This window comes from Nocardioides agariphilus (assembly GCF_015352445.1).
In the GTDB taxonomy this organism is placed as follows: Bacteria; Actinomycetota; Actinomycetes; order Propionibacteriales; family Nocardioidaceae; genus Nocardioides; species Nocardioides agariphilus.
On record NZ_JADKPO010000008.1, the window covers coordinates 94945 to 110957 of the forward strand.

Here is a 16013-nt window from a genome sequence, read left to right on the forward strand (position 1 = left end):
TCCCCGACGATCGGAACCCTCGAACCTGGGTTTCGGGGTTCCGATCGCCGGGGACTATCCCAGGCCGCGCGTCACACAGGCGCCGGACCCGGGGGTAGGTTGCCCCACCCCCGCTGGGCTAGGTTGGCCCCATGTCTGGGAGGGAGGGCGGGCCAATCCGGGTGGCCCTGATGAACGACTACGAGATCGTCGTGGTCGGACTGCAGACGATGCTTGCTCCCTACGCCGACCGCGTGCGCGTGGTCGAGCTCGACAGCCTGCTTCCGGTGCACAGCAACGTCGACGTGCTGCTGTTCGACGCCTTCGGCCGGGAGCGGGTGACCGGCCCGGTCGAGCAGACGATCAACGAGACCGACGCCAAGGTCGTCATCTACACCTGGCACCTCGAGCCCGAGCTGGTCAAGCACGCGCTGGCCAAGGGGGCGGTCGGCTGCGTGTCCAAGACGCTCGACCCCCTCGACCTGGTGGGCGCGATCGAGAAGGTGAGCGCCGGCTCCATCGTGGTCAGCGACACCGACCCGGCCGAGGCGATGGCCGCCGAGATCGAGCACGGCGGCTGGCCAGGACGCGAGCACGGGCTGAGCGCCCGCGAGTCCGAGGTGCTGGCCCTCATCGCGCAGGGCCTGTCCAACCAGGAGATCGCCGACCGCGCGTTCTTGTCCATCAACTCCGTGAAGACCTACATCCGGTCGGCCTACCGCAAGATCGGCGTCGAGCGCCGCACCCAGGCAGTCCTGTGGGCAACCCGCAACGGCTTCGTGCCGTCGAGGTCCCGGGTGATCCTCGGCGACCCGTGACGCTGGTGAGCCAGATGGCGCCAGCGACTGGCGTCACCGGGAGGTCGAGCTCTGGGCCGGCGCGTCACGCCGTGGCAGGTTGCGCACCGACCGCGAGGACAAGGTGAGCAGGCAGATCGCGAAGTACGCGATGCCCGAGCTCACCAGCACGTCCCGGTGCCCGAATGCCGACGCCAACGGACCGAACGCGAGCTGCCCGACGGGGATCGCCACGAACGAGCCGAGGGCGTCGTAGGAGTAGGCGCGCGAGAGCATCTGCTCGTCGATGTTCTCCTGCATGGCCAGGTTCCAGCCGATCGAGAACACCTCGGTGCCCGCCCCGGCCACGAACATGGCGATGATCATCAACACCAGCTCCGGACGCACGCCGAGCATCAGGATCGGCAGACCGAGCGTGGCGATGCCGAGCATGCCGAGCAGCAGGGGTCGCTGCAGCGGGACGCGCAGCATCACGATCGTCATCGCGATCAGGCCGGCCGACTCCGCCGACAGCACCAGTCCCCAGCCCTGCTCGCCGAACGTGTCGAGCGCGATGGTCGGACCCAGGATGAAGATCGCTCCCGAGTGGATGGCATTGAGGAAGCAGAAGGCGACCACGACGACCCACAACCACGTGGTCTGCCAGAAGTAGCCCCAGCCCTCGCGGAGCTCGGCGATCGCGCTCGGGCTGTCCTCGGTGCGCGGTGGGCGCGGCGGGATCCTCACCGGCAGCAGGAGGAGCGCTGCGACGAACCACGTCAGCGCATCGGCCATCAGTGCCCAGCCGGCTCCGACGGTGACGACCAGGAGGGCGCCGATCGAGGGGCCCAGGACGTTGAGGCTGCCTCGCAGCAGCGAGTTGAGGGCGTTGGCCTGCTGGAGCTGCTCGCGCGGAACCAGCTGGGGGAAGATGCTCGCCATCGCCGGGAAGGAGACCGCCGAGGCCACGCCCTGGAACGCGGTGAGCACGATGAGGACCCAGATCTCGGCGGCCCGGGTGATCACAAGCAGCGCGATCACTGCCTGCAGCGATCCGGAGACGACGTTGGAGATCTGGAGCACAGCGGTGCGTGGGAAGCGATCGGCGATGACGCCGCCGCCCAGCAGGAAGATCACCACGGGGATGGTGTGAGCGGCCAGCACCTGGCCGAGCGCCGCAGGAGAGTCGCTGATCTCGAGGACGGCGAACGCGAGCGCGATGTTGGCCATCACGCCGCCGAACATGTTCACGAACCGGGATGCGAAGAACCAGCGGAAGTTGGTCTCGCGCAGTGGGGCGACCGAGTCCGTCCACTTCACGCTGGTCACCCGACCATGCGCGCACGACGATGGTCAATGGTGGTCAATGGTGGTCGAGAGGGTCTAGGCCTCGGTCGCGAGTCCGTGCTCGTAGGCCCAGGCCGTGGCAGCGGCCCTGCCGCGCACGCCGAGCTTGCGGTAGATCGCGACCGAGTGGTGCATGACGGTCTTGGCCGACATGCCGAGCTGGTCGGCGATCTCCCTGTTGGTCCGGCCGGTGGCCAGCGCCGCCAGGACCTCACCCTCCCGCGGGGTCAGGCCGGCGCTTGCCTCGGTCGGCCTGCTGGGCTGGAGCGGCCCGGGCGGCCGATGCCCGGCCAGGCGTCGGGCCACCTCCTGCGCCCAGCGGTTGACCCGGTCCATCCCCATCGTGGCCATCTCCGCTGCCAGCTGCTGCCGTAGCTCGTCGGGCACCGAGGAGTCGAGGTATGCCACGTCGCGCTCGTAGCGAGGCACCGCGGGCTGGGTGATCGAGTAGGGCACGAACAACTCCAGCTGCCGCGTGTACTCGCGCATCCTGGCGGCGTCCTCCTCCTCGCCGAGGGCCAGAGCGGCCGAGAGCAGGAGGGCGACGGCCGCCAGCGTCACCATCGGCTCGGTGCGCTGACGGTTGGCGCCGACCATGAGCAGCTTCCACAGCCAGCGGGCCGCCGCCCGCGCATCGCCACCGGCCAGGCTCTCGTGAGCCAGCGAGGCCAGCACGGTCATGCCGGTGAAGGGCTGGTCGAGGTGCTGGCACTGCGCGAGCAGCTCCTCGAGTGTGGGCAGCGGCGGGTCGAGTGCCGGGCGCAGCTCTTCGGGCAGGGTCAGCAGCAGGTGAGCGCCGGCTACCTGTGCGAAGGCGTCGTCGTGCTCGCGACCCCGGGTGACCGACGACGTCGCCAGCCGGGCGGCGGTCTCGGGATCGCCGGCGCTCCAGGCAGCCATGCTGACGAAGCACTCGAAGCGCGCCAGGGCGGGCTGGTCGTCGAGCCGTCGCGCCAGCTCCAGTCCCTCGTGGGCGGCCGACACCGCGGCAGCGAGGTCCAAGGTGATGCGCAGCAGCATGATCGTGCGTTCCAGGGCTTCCAGGAGCGCCGGCCCGTCGCCGGACTGGCGGGCCAGGGTCGTCGCCTCGGCGAGCCGCTGCGCGGTCCAGAGCCCGAGCTTCTGCATGTCGTCGGCCGAGCCGCCCGGGTAGCGGCTGGTGGACCACAACAGGGCCCGGGCGCGCAGGCTGTCGGGCACGTGGGCGTCCTTCTCGAGCAGCTCGTCGATGCGCTGCTCCAGCGAGGCCACCGCACCGGGCACCTCCTGCACCTCCGGTGCCAGGGCCACGGCGGCGGCAAGGGCGTCGTCCAGACGCCGCCCGGTGCTCATCTCGTGGTCCAGCGCGGCCACGATGTCGGGCCACTCGAGACGGACGACCTCGAGGCCCGCCCTGGCCCGGTCGGTGAAGTACCGCGTGTGCCGGTCCCGCGCGGCGGCCCGGGCATCGGGGTCGATCCGGCTCTGGGAGAAGCCGCGAACGAGCTGGGGGATGACGAACCTGGGCTCGCCGGTGCCGGCAGGGTCCAGCTCGACCAGGTGGGCGTCGACGAGCTCGAGCAGGACGTCGGCCGGGTCGGTGGACGGTGAGCCCAGGTCGACGACCGCACCCACGGCGTCCAGTAGGAACGCCCCTTCGAAGACCGACAGCTGGAGCAGCGCCGTGCGCGCCGGCTTGGACAGCAGGTCGAAGGTCCAGTCCAGGGCCGGGTTCAGGGCCCAGTCCGTGCCCGTTTCCGCGCCGAGCCCGCGCGCCATGGCCTGGAGTGGTACGGCGGCCAGTCGCGCGGCAGCCAGCTCCATCACTCCCGGCAGCCCACCGGCGTGCCGGCAGAGCATGGCGGCGCTCTTCCGCTGGACCGGGTCGACCAGCTGCAGGACGACACCGCGGTCCTGCGCCATCCGGGCGAGCAGGGCCAAGGTGAGGTGCTCTGGCGGGGCGTCGTCGTCGGGCAGGGGGAGTGGCGCGAGCCGGAAGACGCGCTCGCCGGCCAGTCCCGTGGGGCGGGCGGCGGTGCAGAGCACGACCGCGTCGGGGTAGCCGTCCAGCAGTTCCTGAACGACCCCCGAGAGACCCTCCACCCGGTCGACGTCCTCCAGCACCAGGAGCACCTGCGCGCCGTCGAACGCCTCCCACATCGCCTCCGGCAGCGAGGTGCTCAGGCCCTCACCAGGCAGCTGGGCCAGGATCGCGTCGGCGGCCGACAACGGCTCGTCGGCACCGGCGAGCGAAGCCGTGAGGACCGGCGTACCTGCCCTCGCCAGACGGCTTGCGGCGGCGGCGGCCAGTGCGGAGCGGCCCACACCCGGGAGCCCGGTCACCGTGACGAGGGCGCACGACCCCAACGCCTCATGCAGCGTGTCGAGCTCGGCCTCCCGGCCGACCAGCCCGACCCCGCCGATGGCCGACCCCACCTCCGGCATGCCGCTCCTCCCCCTCCTGGGGGACATGGTGGCAAACCGCCGCCGCCCGCGCGAGGTGGTCCGGACCGGGCCCGGACCGGGCCCGGTCGAGCCGGCTCATGCGCCTAATGGACCGAGATCGCACCTCCTGGCCGGACGGGCAGCGCTGCGAACGACAGGGACGGGAGGCTGGGCGCTCCGGCCGGTGCCGTCACCCGTAGGGCGAAGGTGTCACCATTCGCCCCGCCGTCGGCGACGTTGACGACGTAGGCGTAGTTGCCGATCCCGTTCACGACCGCCTTGCCGGTCAGCGCCGCGGGCAGCGGCGAGCCGGTGCCGACGACCAACGTCTGGAAGGCCGTCCCCTTGACCTGCGTGACCACGTCACCGGACGGGCTCCGCTCGAGGAAGGCCACCTTCCCCTTGGCCGTCTTGCCGCTCGCGGCCGCGGAGAAGGCGAACTCGCCGGAGTTGCCGTTGGCCAGGAGGACGGACCCCGCGCCGTTCGCGCCACGCGCCCTGGGGTCGTAGACGCTGAGCAGCGAGGCATCAGACCCGGTGAAGTGGCCCGAGACCGCCAAGGTGACGTCGTAGACGTCGATCTTGGTGCCCGTAGGGACCGTGCAGCTGATGTCGACGAACCCCGGGGCCGTGGGCGTGGCCGCCACGCGCTTGGTGATGGACGGCGTGCATGTCACCGTGCCGCCACCGCCGACGGGGGTGAGCCTGAGGCTGACGCTGGCCGCGACGATCCGGCCGATGTCGCCGAAGGACCCGTCGTTGCTGTCCGTGACGCGCCCGGTGAACGTGATGGCCGGCGCCGTGCCCTTGTCCGTGGCGACGGCGTGGGGGTTGTTGGGAGTCAGCCGCACGACCGCCGTCTCAGGCTGGACGTCGATGACGAAGGCGGTGCCCGCGCACGCCTCGTCGGGGTCGCAGACCCGGACCTGGACGGAGTACGACGCGGGCGTCGCGGTCGGCCTGCCCGAGATCTTGCCGGTGCCGTCGATCGTCAGTCCTTCCGGTAGTCCCTCGGCGCTGAAGACGAGTCGGTCGGGGGTCTCCGCGTCGGACGCGGTGAGGACGACGGGCGTGATGGGGTCGGAGTACGTCGCCGTCACCCGGTCGACCGGCTCGACGGTGGGCGCGTCGTTGACCCCCGTGACCGTGATCGACGCCGTGGCCACTGCCGAGGTGAGCTGGCCGTCGGAGGCCCGGTAGGTGAAGGAGTCCGGGCCGGAGTGGTCGGCTGCCGGGACGTAGCGCAGGGCGCCCGAGGCCGTGACCTCGGCGGTGCCGTGCGAGGGCTGGTCGACGATGACCAGCGTCAGGTCGTCCCCGTCGACGTCGTCGGTCTCCGGCGTGAAGACCAGGGGCGTGTCCTCGGCGGTCTCCTCCGACGCATCCTGCGCCGTTGGCCGGTCGTTGACGGGCAGCACCGTGATGAGCGCTGTCCTGACCACGAGCTGCCCGCCGCTCTTGACGGCGTAGTCGAACTCGTCGGAGCCGTGGTAGTCGGCGTCGGGCACGTAGGTCCACGGAGCCTCGGTGCCCTGCAGCGTCCCGTGTGCGGGAGCGGTGAGCAGCTCGAACGTCACCGGGTCACCCTCGGGATCCGTCGCCGAGGGGTCGACGACCACCGACTCGTCCTCGTCCGTCTCCACCTCGGTGTCCGCCGCGTCGGCGGGGTCGTCCACCGGGTCGACGGTGACGGACACCGTGGCCGGCTCGGAGGAGAGCTCCGCGTCGTGCGCGGTGTAGGTGAACGAGTCGTTCCCGAAGAAGTCGGCGCCGGGCGTGTAGACCAGGCCCTCGTCGGTGACCTCGACCGAGCCGTGCCCTGGCTGGGTGACGGTGAAGGTGAGGTCGTCGCCGTTGGCGTCGTGCCCGAGCGGCGTGACGGTGACCGGGGTGTCCTCGTCGGTGGTCGCCGACCTGTCGGCTGCGGTGGGTGCCACGTTGCCGGCCGGCTCGACGTCGAGCGTCCGGACGATCTGGCCGGTGCCGCCGTCGTCGTCGGTCACCTTCACCGTGACCTCGAAGCGACCCGGACCGTCGTAGGTGTGCTCGCCGTCGATCCACGGCCACAGGCAGTCCAGCGCCAGGCAGTCGGTCGGTGCCGAGCCGTCTCCCCAGTCGATCGACGAGACGAAGGTGTCGTCGCCGGGGTCGTAGAGCGCCGCCTGCAACGCGTAGGGCTCGCCCGCCCGCGCGGTACCGGTCGCTGCGCCACCATCGGTGAACCTCACCGTCGGCGCGACGTTGGCGACGTCGGCGGAGGTCCTCGCCGTCACCACCCGACCGTCGTCGTCGGTCACCGTGACGGTGATCTGCGGGCGTGACGGTCCGTCTGCGTAGAAGTGGTCGAAGTGGAAGAAGCCACCGGTGCACGGGCAGATCAGGAGGGGAAGCCCGTCGGGCTTGTTGCCGTCGAGAACCAGGCACTGGCCCGGCTCGTCCGGGTCGCACCTCGCGAACGAGGAGTAGGTGTCGCCCCACTCCACGCGGATGAAGAACGGACCTGGTATGGACACCCAGCCGTTGAGCTCGACGGGCTTGTCGTCGTCCTGCCCCTCGACCGAGTCCCGGCGGTCACCGGAAGTCGGCAGCACCACGCCGCCCCCTGGATCCTCCTCGTTGGCCAGCCAGAGCCGGATGGTGCCAGGTGTCACACCGACCGGCGTGGTCGCCGACGCCGTGTCGGCGCCGTCGCTTGCGGTGACCTTCGGGTGGAAGACGTTGTCGACCCCCTGGGGGTCGTCGACGTAGCGGTGCGTGAGCTCGAACGACCTGGTGCCCAAGGGCAAGGAGTCCCACTCGTTCGGGTCCAGGCAGCTGCAGGTGGAGATCTGCTCGGTCGTGGTGGTGCCGTCACCCCAGTCGACCGTCAGGGTGATGTCGTCGTGGCCGACGTCGCTGACGGTGCCGGTGAGGGTCGTGGTGTCGCCGGCGGTGATGGTGGCCGGGCTGGCCGGGTCGAGCGTGACCGAGGGGGCGGCGTTCCCCACCTTGAACGCGATCGTCTCGGTGGTGCTCAGCCCCGTCGCGTCGGTGACCGTCACCCTGGCGTGCTGCACTCCGTCGTTCGGGTAGGTGAGCGTCACCTCCGGGGTGGTGGCCGTCCGCCTGGGCGTGGAGCACTGCTCCTCCTCGCCGAGGAAGTCCACGCACACGTTGAAGGAGCCGACCGGGTCGTCGAAGACCCACAGGTAGCTGAGCGGTCCGCCGTCCTCGTCGGTGGCGTTTGCCTGGAACGTCACGGGAGAGCCCTCGACAGGGTTCACGGTCACCGTCGGGACGACCTTCGGCGCATGGGGCCCCCGCCAGCAAGCCTTCACCTTCTCGCCCAGGGCCATCAGCTCGAAGCACTCCACGACGTTGGTGGTGTCCTTGCCGAACGCGGTCCTGGTGACGAACCCCCGGCCGTGGATGGACACGACCCTCTGGGTGCCGCTCCAGTCGATGTACGTCGTCTGGAGGGTGTACCTGCCCGGGTTGAAGAAGTCCTCGAGAACGAACCAGTTGTCCGACATCGACAGCGCGTCCGAGCCCTGGGGGTTGATGGTGTGGAAGTCGCCGAGCGAGTTCCCCGCCTGGTCGAACAGCTCGAAGTAGGGGTCGGAGGCCTTCAGGACCGGTGGCGTCTGGGCGGCAGCCGCCGCCCGCTCGGCGGCGTAGTCGGGCAGCGTCTGCGACAGCAGCGCGCTGTAGAGCTCGAGCGTCCCGCAGCCGTCGGGGCCGTCCCCGCAGTCGTTCTCCAAGATCCCCGCGAGGCTGATCCCCTGGTTCTGCGCGTCGTACACCGCCTTGCTGAGCTTCTTGGGCAGCGAGAGCGCCTCCGAGATCTGCCAGCTGCGGATCGCGATGACGATGATGCCGACGATGGCCACCGCGACGGTGCCGGCGAAGGCGCTGGCAGCCAGGACCGACGTGCCCAGGGTGGCCGCCGCGCCGCCCATGGAGCTCGCCGTCGTCATGGTCGCCGTCAGGGCGATGCCACTTCCGATCGCGGCGCCGACGGCTGCGGCCACGGCGGGAACGGTGCCGGCGATGACGGCAGCGACGGCTGCGAGGACTCCCGCCGCAGCCGCCCCTGCGAAGAAGGTGATCGCTGCCGTCGTGTCGGCCACCGCCGCGGCGGCGTCGACCGTACCGAAGTCGGCGTTGTTGGCCAGCGCCGCTCCGTAGGCCTGGAACTGCGCGAACGTCGGCGGGCTGTCCCACGAGGTCCCGGCGATCGTCGTGAGCTGTCCGCCACCGCCGAGCGCGCACTGCGGCGTCACGGGCGGGGTGGTGTAGCTGAAGGGCGGAGAGAACGTGCAGGGGTTGGCGTCCCACCGGTGGTACTCGTCGAGTGCCTTGGTCGCCACGTCGATCCGGCGCTGCTTGACCACCGCCTGCAGCGTCGTCAGCCACTGCTGCTCCTGGGTGGTCCGCTGCTCTGACGGCTTGTCGATCGCGTTGAGCAGGAGGGAGAACATCATGGCGCGGATCTCGCCGCGGGCCGAGAGCTTGAGGCGGCGGTCGTTGGGCACGCCGTGCAGCGCGGCCACCAGCGCGGTCGCCTGCGCCTCCAGCGAGTACCACGCGACGGCAGCAGGCTTCTGGACGATGCGGTTCCACGGGTCCAGGCCCGTCACCGTGAGGGGCGCGATGTCACCGCTGACCGATCCGTCCCCGTTGCATACGAACCCGTAGCCGCAGGCCACCGTGCCGGTCGGCTCCTCGGCGACCGCCGGTGGAGCTGTGCTCACCCACGCCAAGAGCGTGGCGACCATGGCCAGGAGGGTCAGCCCGACGAGGTGCCGCGCCGCCCGATGACCGTGTGTCACTACTACGCCGATGTGGATCCCTGGACGACCAGCCATGTGTTGCCCCACTTCCAGTGCGCAGATGGAAGCGGACGCTAGGCGGCGAAGGGGTCATCTCACATCGGGCATCTGCCCGGGGTGGGGGAGGATCGCGGGGTGAATCCTCGGAAGCTGGCCCGGTGGGCGGTCCGTGCCGTGCCGGGGGTCTACGGCGCGGCCCGGTCGGCAGGGCTTGGTCGCCGCGACGCGGCCCGGGTGCTGCAGGCCTCCGCGCTGGCCCTGCTGATCGCGCGCAAGCGCTACCCGCGCCAGTGGCGGGCCGAGAACGCCGTACGGCACTTCACCTGGCAGGCCTGGCTCACCGCGGCCTATGGGCGGGAGGTAGCCGACGCAGTCGGCCGTGCGCACGAACGCCTGTCGACCGACGCGGCTGACACGGCCGTCGACCAGCACAACAACCGCATCGGTCAGGAGTACGGCGCTGCGCGCGCCGAGGACATCAACGCGCACCCGATGCGGCCCGCCGTGTCGGCGTTGGCCGACGAGGCGGGCCGCCTCTGGGAGTCTGGTCAGCTGGGCGTCAGCCGGCCGACCGGGGATCCCACGCCCTGACGGCCTCGGGCGCAGGCACGAAGCTCGGCAGCGCTCGCCCGGACCTGGTGGTGTTGCGCAGGCAACCGGTCATCAGGCCCACGTGGCGCAGCCCGGTCAGGTCGCCCGCCTGATAGACCCCGGCTCCGAGGTTCTCGGCGGAGGGGTACATCTGCTGCTGGGCCTCGTCGGTGTGCCCGAGGCCCACGACGTGGCCGAGCTCATGGACGATGATCGACCCACGAGCGTTGGGCCCCACGAAGCCGGGCGGTGCGGCGAAGGTGTTGTCGAGCACCAGTCCCGAACGGGTGATCGCGTAGGCCCGCTTGCCGTTGCCGGTGCGCGCGTAGTGGGTCTGGATCTGGCCGCCGCGGCCGATGACGTCGCCGGACAGGTCCCAGCCGGTCTGGTCGGGAGAGGCCCAGGCGACGACCAGGTTGGTGTTCTTGGGCCACCTGCGGTTGGAGCCCGGGATCGCTGAGGTCGTGCCGACGTACTTGAACCGGATCCCGGTCGTCTTCTTCAGCTGGTCCATGGCGGTGCGGACCTCGGCCTCGACGCCGGCGGGTGCGTACTGGGTGTTGATCCGCCAGCGCACGGGCGCGCACGGGTTGAACTGCACCCGGTAGCCGGGTGCGATCCGGGCCCACTTGCCGGCCGTGCCGGCCGGCGCGTACTCGGGGTTGACCACGAAGCCGTGGCCCTTGCCGGTCTTGCCGGCGGCGCGCCGGGTGGGCTGGACGACGACCCGGAGCTGGAGCAGCTTGTGGTACCAGTTCGTCTTGGCGACCAGGTGGTAGCGGCCCCTGTTGTTCGTCTTGTCGCGGTCGACCTGCTTCCACCCCGAGGGCAGCTTCATCTGCAGGACCACGACGCGCTGGGCGCGCTGCCTGCTCTTGATCTTGCCGTTGACGTAGGCCTGGGTGCCGTACGTCGCCGGGGACGCCGGCCAGCTGGTGGCGCCGAACTTCGTCGAGACGCGGCCGGCGGCCTCGGCCGTCGGCACGCTCGCCGTGCCGGCCACGAGGGCCAAGAAGGTGATCGCCGCGGCTGCCGCGGCTGGTCGCTGGTGGGTCGAGGGCACGCTTGCTCTTCTCTCTTCGGGTGTGTGGTCACCTTCGCTGGGTTCAGGGGTGTCCCCGCTCGGGGCCCTTACCCTGCACCACGGATCACCAAACGTTGGGTAGAAAAGTCGTCACGGCGCTGTCGGATCGCCCGGGCGTCGTTCGTGGCAGGGGTGAGCGCACGCTCTGGTGCGCACCGTCGAGTCGGAGGAATCAGAGATGACCCAGTACATGCTGTCGGTGCACCACGTCGAGGGCGAGCCCCTGCCCGAGGGCGAGGACATGCAGCGGATGTTCCGCCAGGTCGACGCGTTCAACCAGAAGGCCATGGACGCCGGCATCTGGGTCTTCGGCGGCGGTCTGGAGGACATGTCCGCCACGACGACGGTGGACGGCACCGGCGCCGAGCCGATCATCACCGACGGCCCGTTCGCGGAGTCGAAGGAGTGGATGGGCGGGTTCTGGGTCCTCGAGGCGCCCGACCTCGACGCCGCTCTCAAGCTCGCCGTCGAGGCCTCCGCAGCGTGCGAGGGCCGGGTACAGGTCCGGCCGTTCCAGGCCGTGTAGGGACTCCGCGCCCTTGTCCGAGCCGTCCGAGATCGAGCGGATCTTCCGCGAGGAGTACGGCCGCGTGGTCGCCTCGCTGATCCGCCGGTTCGGCGACATCGATCTCGCCGAGGACGCCGCATCCGAAGCCCTGCTCGCCGCCGTCGAGCGGTGGCCGGTCGACGGCGTACCTCCCAACCCCGGTGGCTGGCTGACCACGACGGCCGCCCGCCGGGGCATCGACAAGCTGCGCCGCGAGTCGCATCGCGACGCCAAGCAGCAGCAGGCCGCCATGATCGTTGACCCCACACCGCACGAGCCCACCGGCCTGGTCGAGGACGACCGCCTCCGGTTGATCTTCGTCTGTTGCCACCCGGCGCTGGCGCCCGAGGCTCGCGTCGCGTTGACCCTCCGGTTGCTCGGCGGCCTCACGGTGCCCGAGATCGCGGCCGCCTTCTTCGTCTCCGAGGCCACCATGGGCCAGCGGATCACCCGAGCGAAGAAGAAGATCGCGGCCGCCAAGATCCCCTACCGCGTGCCGTCGGCACAGGACCTGCCCTCGCGACTGGCCGGTGTGCTGGCGGTGCTCTACCTGGTCTTCAACGAGGGCTACCTGGCGACGTCCGGGCCCACCCCGGTGCGCGTCGACCTGACGTCGGAGGCGATCCGGCTCTGCCGGGTGCTGCGCTCCCTGTTGCCGACCGAGCCCGAGGTGGCCGGCCTGCTGGCGCTGATGCTGCTCACCGACGCTCGACGCACCGCGAGGTTCGCCGACGGCGTGCTCGTGCCGCTCATGGACCAGGACCGCGCCGCCTGGGACGGATCGGAGATCGCCGAGGGCCTCTCGCTGGTGCGTGAGTGCCTGGCCGTCAACCGCCCGGGGGTCTACCAGATCCAGGCCGCCGTCAACGCCGTGCACTCGACCGCGCGCACCGGGGCCGACACCGACTGGTCGCAGATCGCTGCGCTGTACGCCCAGCTGTTCTCGATCTCGCCGACACCCGTGGTCGCCCTCAACCGGGCCGTGGCCGTCTCCGAGCTCGACGGTCCCGCCGTCGGCCTCGCCGAGGTCGACCGCCTCCACCTCCCGACGTACCACGCCTGGCACGCCACCCGGGCCGAGCTCCTCCGTCGCCTCGGCAGGTACGACGAGTCCCGCTCCGCCTACGACTCCGCCCTCGCCCTCATCGACAACGACGCCGAACGCGCGTACCTCACCCGCCGCCGCGACGAGCTGTGAGGGATTACCCGGCGGGCCGGTGAATCTCTGGGTTGCCCGCCAATGCATACCGTGCCAACCCAAGGATTACCCGGTCAGCCGGGGAATTTCTGAGGTCTTGCTTGAATGTCACCGACAGTCACTCGTACGATCGCGATATATCGTGAACGGTCGGCGAGTGGTCGTCGTACGGCGACCCCGAGATCGAGGACTGAAGGAGCAGGAAGCATGGGACACGGAGACTTCGGCAGGCAGCGGAGCCGGCACGGCGAGGAGCGCTGGGGGCAGCACCGCAGCGGGTGGGCCGGCCAGTGGAGCGGCGGGCCGTGGGGTGGCTGGGGCGGCCCGTTCGACGGGGGTGGGCGGCGCGGCCGCCAGGGACCTCCGCCGTGGGTGGCGGAGCTGTTCGGGCTCGCCCAGGGCCAGCAGCAGCGGGGCCCGAAGGTGCGCCGCGGCGACGTGCGCGCGGCGATCCTCGACATGCTGCGCGAGGAGCCGATGAACGGCTACCAGCTGATCAGCCAGATCGCCGAGCGCAGCGGCGGCGCCTGGAAGCCGAGCCCCGGCTCGGTCTACCCGACCATCCAGCAGCTCGAGGACGAGGGCCTGGTCGAGGCCGATGACGAGCGCGGTCGCCGTACCCTCCGGCTCACCGACGAGGGACGGGCCTACGTCGAGTCCCACCCCGACGAGCTCGCCGGCGTCTGGGAGCCGTTCGGCCGGCAGGCGCGGCGCTTCGAGAGCGGCGACGACGGACCGGGCAACGAGTACGCCGCCTTGAAGCCGGAGATCGGCCAGGTGATGGCCGCGGTGTGGCAGATCGTGACCACCGGCACCGACAGCCAGCGGCGCGAGGCGATCAACATGCTCGTCGAGACCCGGCGCAAGCTCTACGGGATCCTTGCCCAGGACGAGGACTCGCGGGTGGGCCACGACGAGATCGACGACGAGTACCCGGGGGCCGACGGGAGCGAGCGATGAGCCAGTCAGGCGGACGCGAGCTGCGCATCGGTGACGCCGAGCGCACGGCCGCAGCCGACGAGCTCGCGGAGCACTACGCACAAGGGCGCCTCTCGACCGAGGAGCACCATGAGCGGCTCGACCGGATCTGGGCCGCACGCACGCCCTCCGACCTGTCGTCGGTCTTCAGCGACCTCCCGGGCAGCGCCTACCGGTTGCCGCCGGCGTACGCCGCCGCCGAGCGTCCCGGGGTCGGATCCGACCGTCCTCGCATCCAGCGACCGTTCCCGGCTCCGCCCTTCGGACGTCCTCCGCTCGGTCGACCGCCGTTCTCCGGCCGCGGACGTGGCCTCGCGCGGCGTCTCGGCGTCCTGCCGGTCGCGCTACGGATCGCCCTCCTCGTCCTGCTCGCCATCGTGGTCGTCGCCCACCTGCCGCTGATCCTGCTGGCGCTGGTGATGTGGTGGGTGGTCAGCCACAGGTTCCGGCACGGGTACGGCTACCGCGGGCGCTGGTAGGCACCATCGCCATCGCGGTGCTCAGAGCTCGATGCCCCGGTTGACCCAGGTGTCGACGACGACCATGCCGACCTTCTCGTAGAGGCTGAGCGCGCCGGTGCGGGAGTCGGTGGAGAGGCCGGATCGGGGCGCGCCGTGCTGGCGGGCCTGCTCGAAGGCGTCGACGAGCAGCGCCTGGGCGAGGCCCTGGCCGCGCTGGTCCTTGCGGACGGCGAGCCGCTCGACGTACCCCTCCATCACCTGACCGCTCTCGTCGTCGGCCATCACCACGATCGCGGTGCCGACGATCTCGCCCGAGGGATCGGTGACGACCCGCAGCATCCACGGCTCGTGCCCCGGCCGCCGGACGGTGACGGCGAGGAAGTCGTCGAGGGGTTCGCGCTCACGCACCGACCACTCGAGGAACGCGTCCTCGACGACGTCGTGCACAGCCTGGTAGTCGTCGGGTGTGGCTTCGCGCAGGGCGTAGCCGGTGGGCAGGTCGCGGTGAGGTACGGCGGTGCCCTCGGGCACCTGCAGCACCCAGCTGGTCCAGCGCTGCTCGTAGCCGAGCTTCTCCAGCAGCCGCTCGCCGTCGGAGCCCTGCGGCTGCGGGCCGCCGATCGAGGTGTAGCCCTGCCGACGAGCGGCGTCCTCGGCCCAGTGGGCCAGGGCGGTGCCGATGCCCCGACGGCGGTACTCCGGCAGCACCGACGCTTCGGCCCGCCCGTCGTGGATGAGCTCGGCGAACGCGACCATCCGGTCCCCGTCATACACGCCCATGGTCATGGTGTCGAAGGCGAACGACGACCGCCCCCAGTCGGCCTCGAAGTCGGCCCGCTCCACGTCGACCCGGCCGATGTCGTGCTGTTGCTGGGCGGCCGCGACGGCGAACACGGCGTCGAGGTCGGCTGCGGAGTACGGGCGCGCGGTCAGGCCCTCGGGAAGATCCATGCGCGCATTGAAGCCGCCCACGGGTCCGGGCTGCACCTGAAATAGCGAGAGCCCGCCCGGAGCTACCGGGCGGGCTGTCGCGTCAGGCGGCGATGATCAGCGGATCGGGGATCAGGCCTCGACAGGTGCGCTCTGGATGGCGGAGATGTCGAAGTCGAGCTTGATCCGCTCGGAGACGAGCACGCCGCCGGTCTCGAGGGCGGCGTTCCAGGTCAGGCCCCAGTCCTTGCGGTTGATGGTGGCCGCGCCCTCGAAGCCGACGCGCAGGTTGCCGAAGGGGTCACGCGCCGAGCCGGTCGACTCGAACGGGATCGTGACGGACCTGGTGACGTCCTTGATGGTCAGGTCGCCGGTGATCTCCCAGACACCGTCGACCAGCTCGACCTGGGTCGAGGCGAAGGTGATCTCGGGGTAGGTCTCGGCGTCGAAGAAGTCGGCCGAACGCAGGTGGCCGTCGCGGTCGGGGGTGCCGGTGCTGATGCTCTCGGTCTTGATGGTCACCTTGACCGAGGAGGCCGAGGGGTTCTGCGAGTCGACGTGGGCGGTGCCCGCGAACTCGGTGAACGCGCCGCGGACCGTCGTCACCATCGCGTGGCGGGCGCTGAAGCCCAGGCGGGTGTGGGTCACGTCGAGCGTGTAGTCGCCGGTGAGGTCCTCGACGACAGTGGTGGGGGCCTCGAACTCGGTCTCGGTGCTCTTGCGGCTGAAAATGCTCATCTGGTTGCTCATCTCCTGTGGGGTTGTCCAACTTTCAACTACTATAAGCGGACCGAGGTCCACTTTCTTCCCGATGGTGGCGACATCTCGCTGTGGCCTGGGTCACAGGTCGACGGGTGGTCACTGCTCGTTCCGGGCCTGGGGGTCGC

At 70.8% G+C, this 16013-nt stretch carries 12 protein-coding genes; 6 read left to right on the plus strand and 6 right to left on the minus strand.

The genetic code is table 11. The annotated features are described in order from the left end of the window. Window positions 1-131: 131 nt before the first annotated feature. On the plus strand, window positions 132-797 hold the full coding sequence (locus ISU10_RS07830; protein WP_228500079.1) for a response regulator transcription factor: 666 nt from the start codon (window positions 132-134) through the stop codon (window positions 795-797). Window positions 798-830: 33 nt separating this feature from the next. Here ISU10_RS07830 and ISU10_RS07835 read toward each other — a convergent pair whose 3' ends face one another. The 3 genes from ISU10_RS07835 to ISU10_RS07845 all read right to left on the minus strand — a co-directional run bounded on the left by ISU10_RS07835 (window position 831) and on the right by ISU10_RS07845 (window position 9283). After that, on the minus strand, window positions 831-2075 hold the full coding sequence (locus ISU10_RS07835) for an MFS transporter (RefSeq protein ID WP_194695816.1): 1245 nt from the start codon (window positions 2073-2075) through the stop codon (window positions 831-833). Window positions 2076-2138: 63 nt separating this feature from the next. Continuing rightward, a complete protein-coding gene (locus ISU10_RS07840) occupies window positions 2139-4526 on the minus strand; it encodes a LuxR C-terminal-related transcriptional regulator (protein WP_194695817.1) in 2388 nt (795 codons plus the stop codon). A 104-nt stretch (window positions 4527-4630) separates the two neighbouring features. Then, window positions 4631-9283, minus strand: a complete 4653-nt coding sequence (locus ISU10_RS07845; RefSeq protein ID WP_194695818.1) for an Ig-like domain-containing protein — start codon at window positions 9281-9283, stop codon at window positions 4631-4633. A gap of 189 nt (window positions 9284-9472) precedes the next feature. On the opposite strand from ISU10_RS07845, the gene ISU10_RS07850 reads away from it, so the two are divergent. Further along, window positions 9473-9928, plus strand: a complete 456-nt coding sequence (locus ISU10_RS07850; protein WP_194695819.1) for a DUF6973 domain-containing protein — start codon at window positions 9473-9475, stop codon at window positions 9926-9928. On the opposite strand, the gene ISU10_RS07855 is transcribed toward ISU10_RS07850, so the two are convergent. After that, the gene (locus tag ISU10_RS07855; protein ID WP_194695820.1) at window positions 9897-10991 is read right to left on the minus strand and encodes a zinc metalloprotease; all 1095 of its coding nucleotides are present in this window, start codon (window positions 10989-10991) and stop codon (window positions 9897-9899) included. The genes ISU10_RS07850 and ISU10_RS07855 overlap by 32 nt on opposite strands. A 199-nt stretch (window positions 10992-11190) precedes the next feature. On the opposite strand from ISU10_RS07855, the gene ISU10_RS07860 reads away from it, so the two are divergent. From ISU10_RS07860 to ISU10_RS07875, 4 genes are all read left to right on the plus strand, one after another. Next, complete coding sequence (locus ISU10_RS07860; RefSeq protein ID WP_194695821.1) at window positions 11191-11538, plus strand: YciI family protein; 348 nt, start codon at window positions 11191-11193, stop codon at window positions 11536-11538. A 13-nt stretch (window positions 11539-11551) separates the two neighbouring features. Then, window positions 11552-12757, plus strand: coding sequence for an RNA polymerase sigma factor (locus tag ISU10_RS07865; protein WP_194695822.1), 1206 nt, complete (start codon window positions 11552-11554; stop codon window positions 12755-12757). Between the two features lie 207 nt (window positions 12758-12964). Then, window positions 12965-13717: a PadR family transcriptional regulator gene (locus tag ISU10_RS07870; protein ID WP_194695823.1), complete on the plus strand. Its 753-nt coding sequence runs from the start codon at window positions 12965-12967 to the stop codon at window positions 13715-13717. Next, the gene (locus ISU10_RS07875) at window positions 13714-14214 is read left to right on the plus strand and encodes a DUF1707 SHOCT-like domain-containing protein (RefSeq protein WP_194695824.1); all 501 of its coding nucleotides are present in this window, start codon (window positions 13714-13716) and stop codon (window positions 14212-14214) included. The genes ISU10_RS07870 and ISU10_RS07875 overlap by 4 nt, the downstream gene beginning before the upstream one ends. Before the next feature lie 21 nt (window positions 14215-14235). On the opposite strand, the gene ISU10_RS07880 is transcribed toward ISU10_RS07875, so the two are convergent. After that, window positions 14236-15147, minus strand: a complete 912-nt coding sequence (locus ISU10_RS07880) for a GNAT family N-acetyltransferase (RefSeq protein WP_194695825.1) — start codon at window positions 15145-15147, stop codon at window positions 14236-14238. A gap of 111 nt (window positions 15148-15258) precedes the next feature. After that, window positions 15259-15864, minus strand: coding sequence for a YceI family protein (locus ISU10_RS07885; protein ID WP_194695826.1), 606 nt, complete (start codon window positions 15862-15864; stop codon window positions 15259-15261). Between the last annotated feature and the right edge of the window lie 149 nt (window positions 15865-16013).

Bases quoted from the DNA above. Each gene is read 5' to 3' on its own strand.
- ISU10_RS07830 (WP_228500079.1), top strand. From the start codon at position 132: ATGTCTGGGAGGGAGGGCGGGCCAATCCGGGTGGCCCTGATGAACGAC.
- ISU10_RS07840 (WP_194695817.1), bottom strand. From the start codon at position 4,526: ATGCCGGAGGTGGGGTCGGCCATCGGCGGGGTCGGGCTGGTCGGCCGG.
- ISU10_RS07845 (WP_194695818.1), bottom strand. From the start codon at position 9,283: ATGGTCGCCACGCTCTTGGCGTGGGTGAGCACAGCTCCACCGGCGGTC.
- ISU10_RS07860 (WP_194695821.1), top strand. From the start codon at position 11,191: ATGACCCAGTACATGCTGTCGGTGCACCACGTCGAGGGCGAGCCCCTG.
- ISU10_RS07870 (WP_194695823.1), top strand. From the start codon at position 12,965: ATGGGACACGGAGACTTCGGCAGGCAGCGGAGCCGGCACGGCGAGGAG.
- ISU10_RS07875 (WP_194695824.1), top strand. From the start codon at position 13,714: ATGAGCCAGTCAGGCGGACGCGAGCTGCGCATCGGTGACGCCGAGCGC.
- ISU10_RS07880 (WP_194695825.1), bottom strand. From the start codon at position 15,147: ATGGATCTTCCCGAGGGCCTGACCGCGCGCCCGTACTCCGCAGCCGAC.
- ISU10_RS07885 (WP_194695826.1), bottom strand. From the start codon at position 15,864: ATGAGCATTTTCAGCCGCAAGAGCACCGAGACCGAGTTCGAGGCCCCC.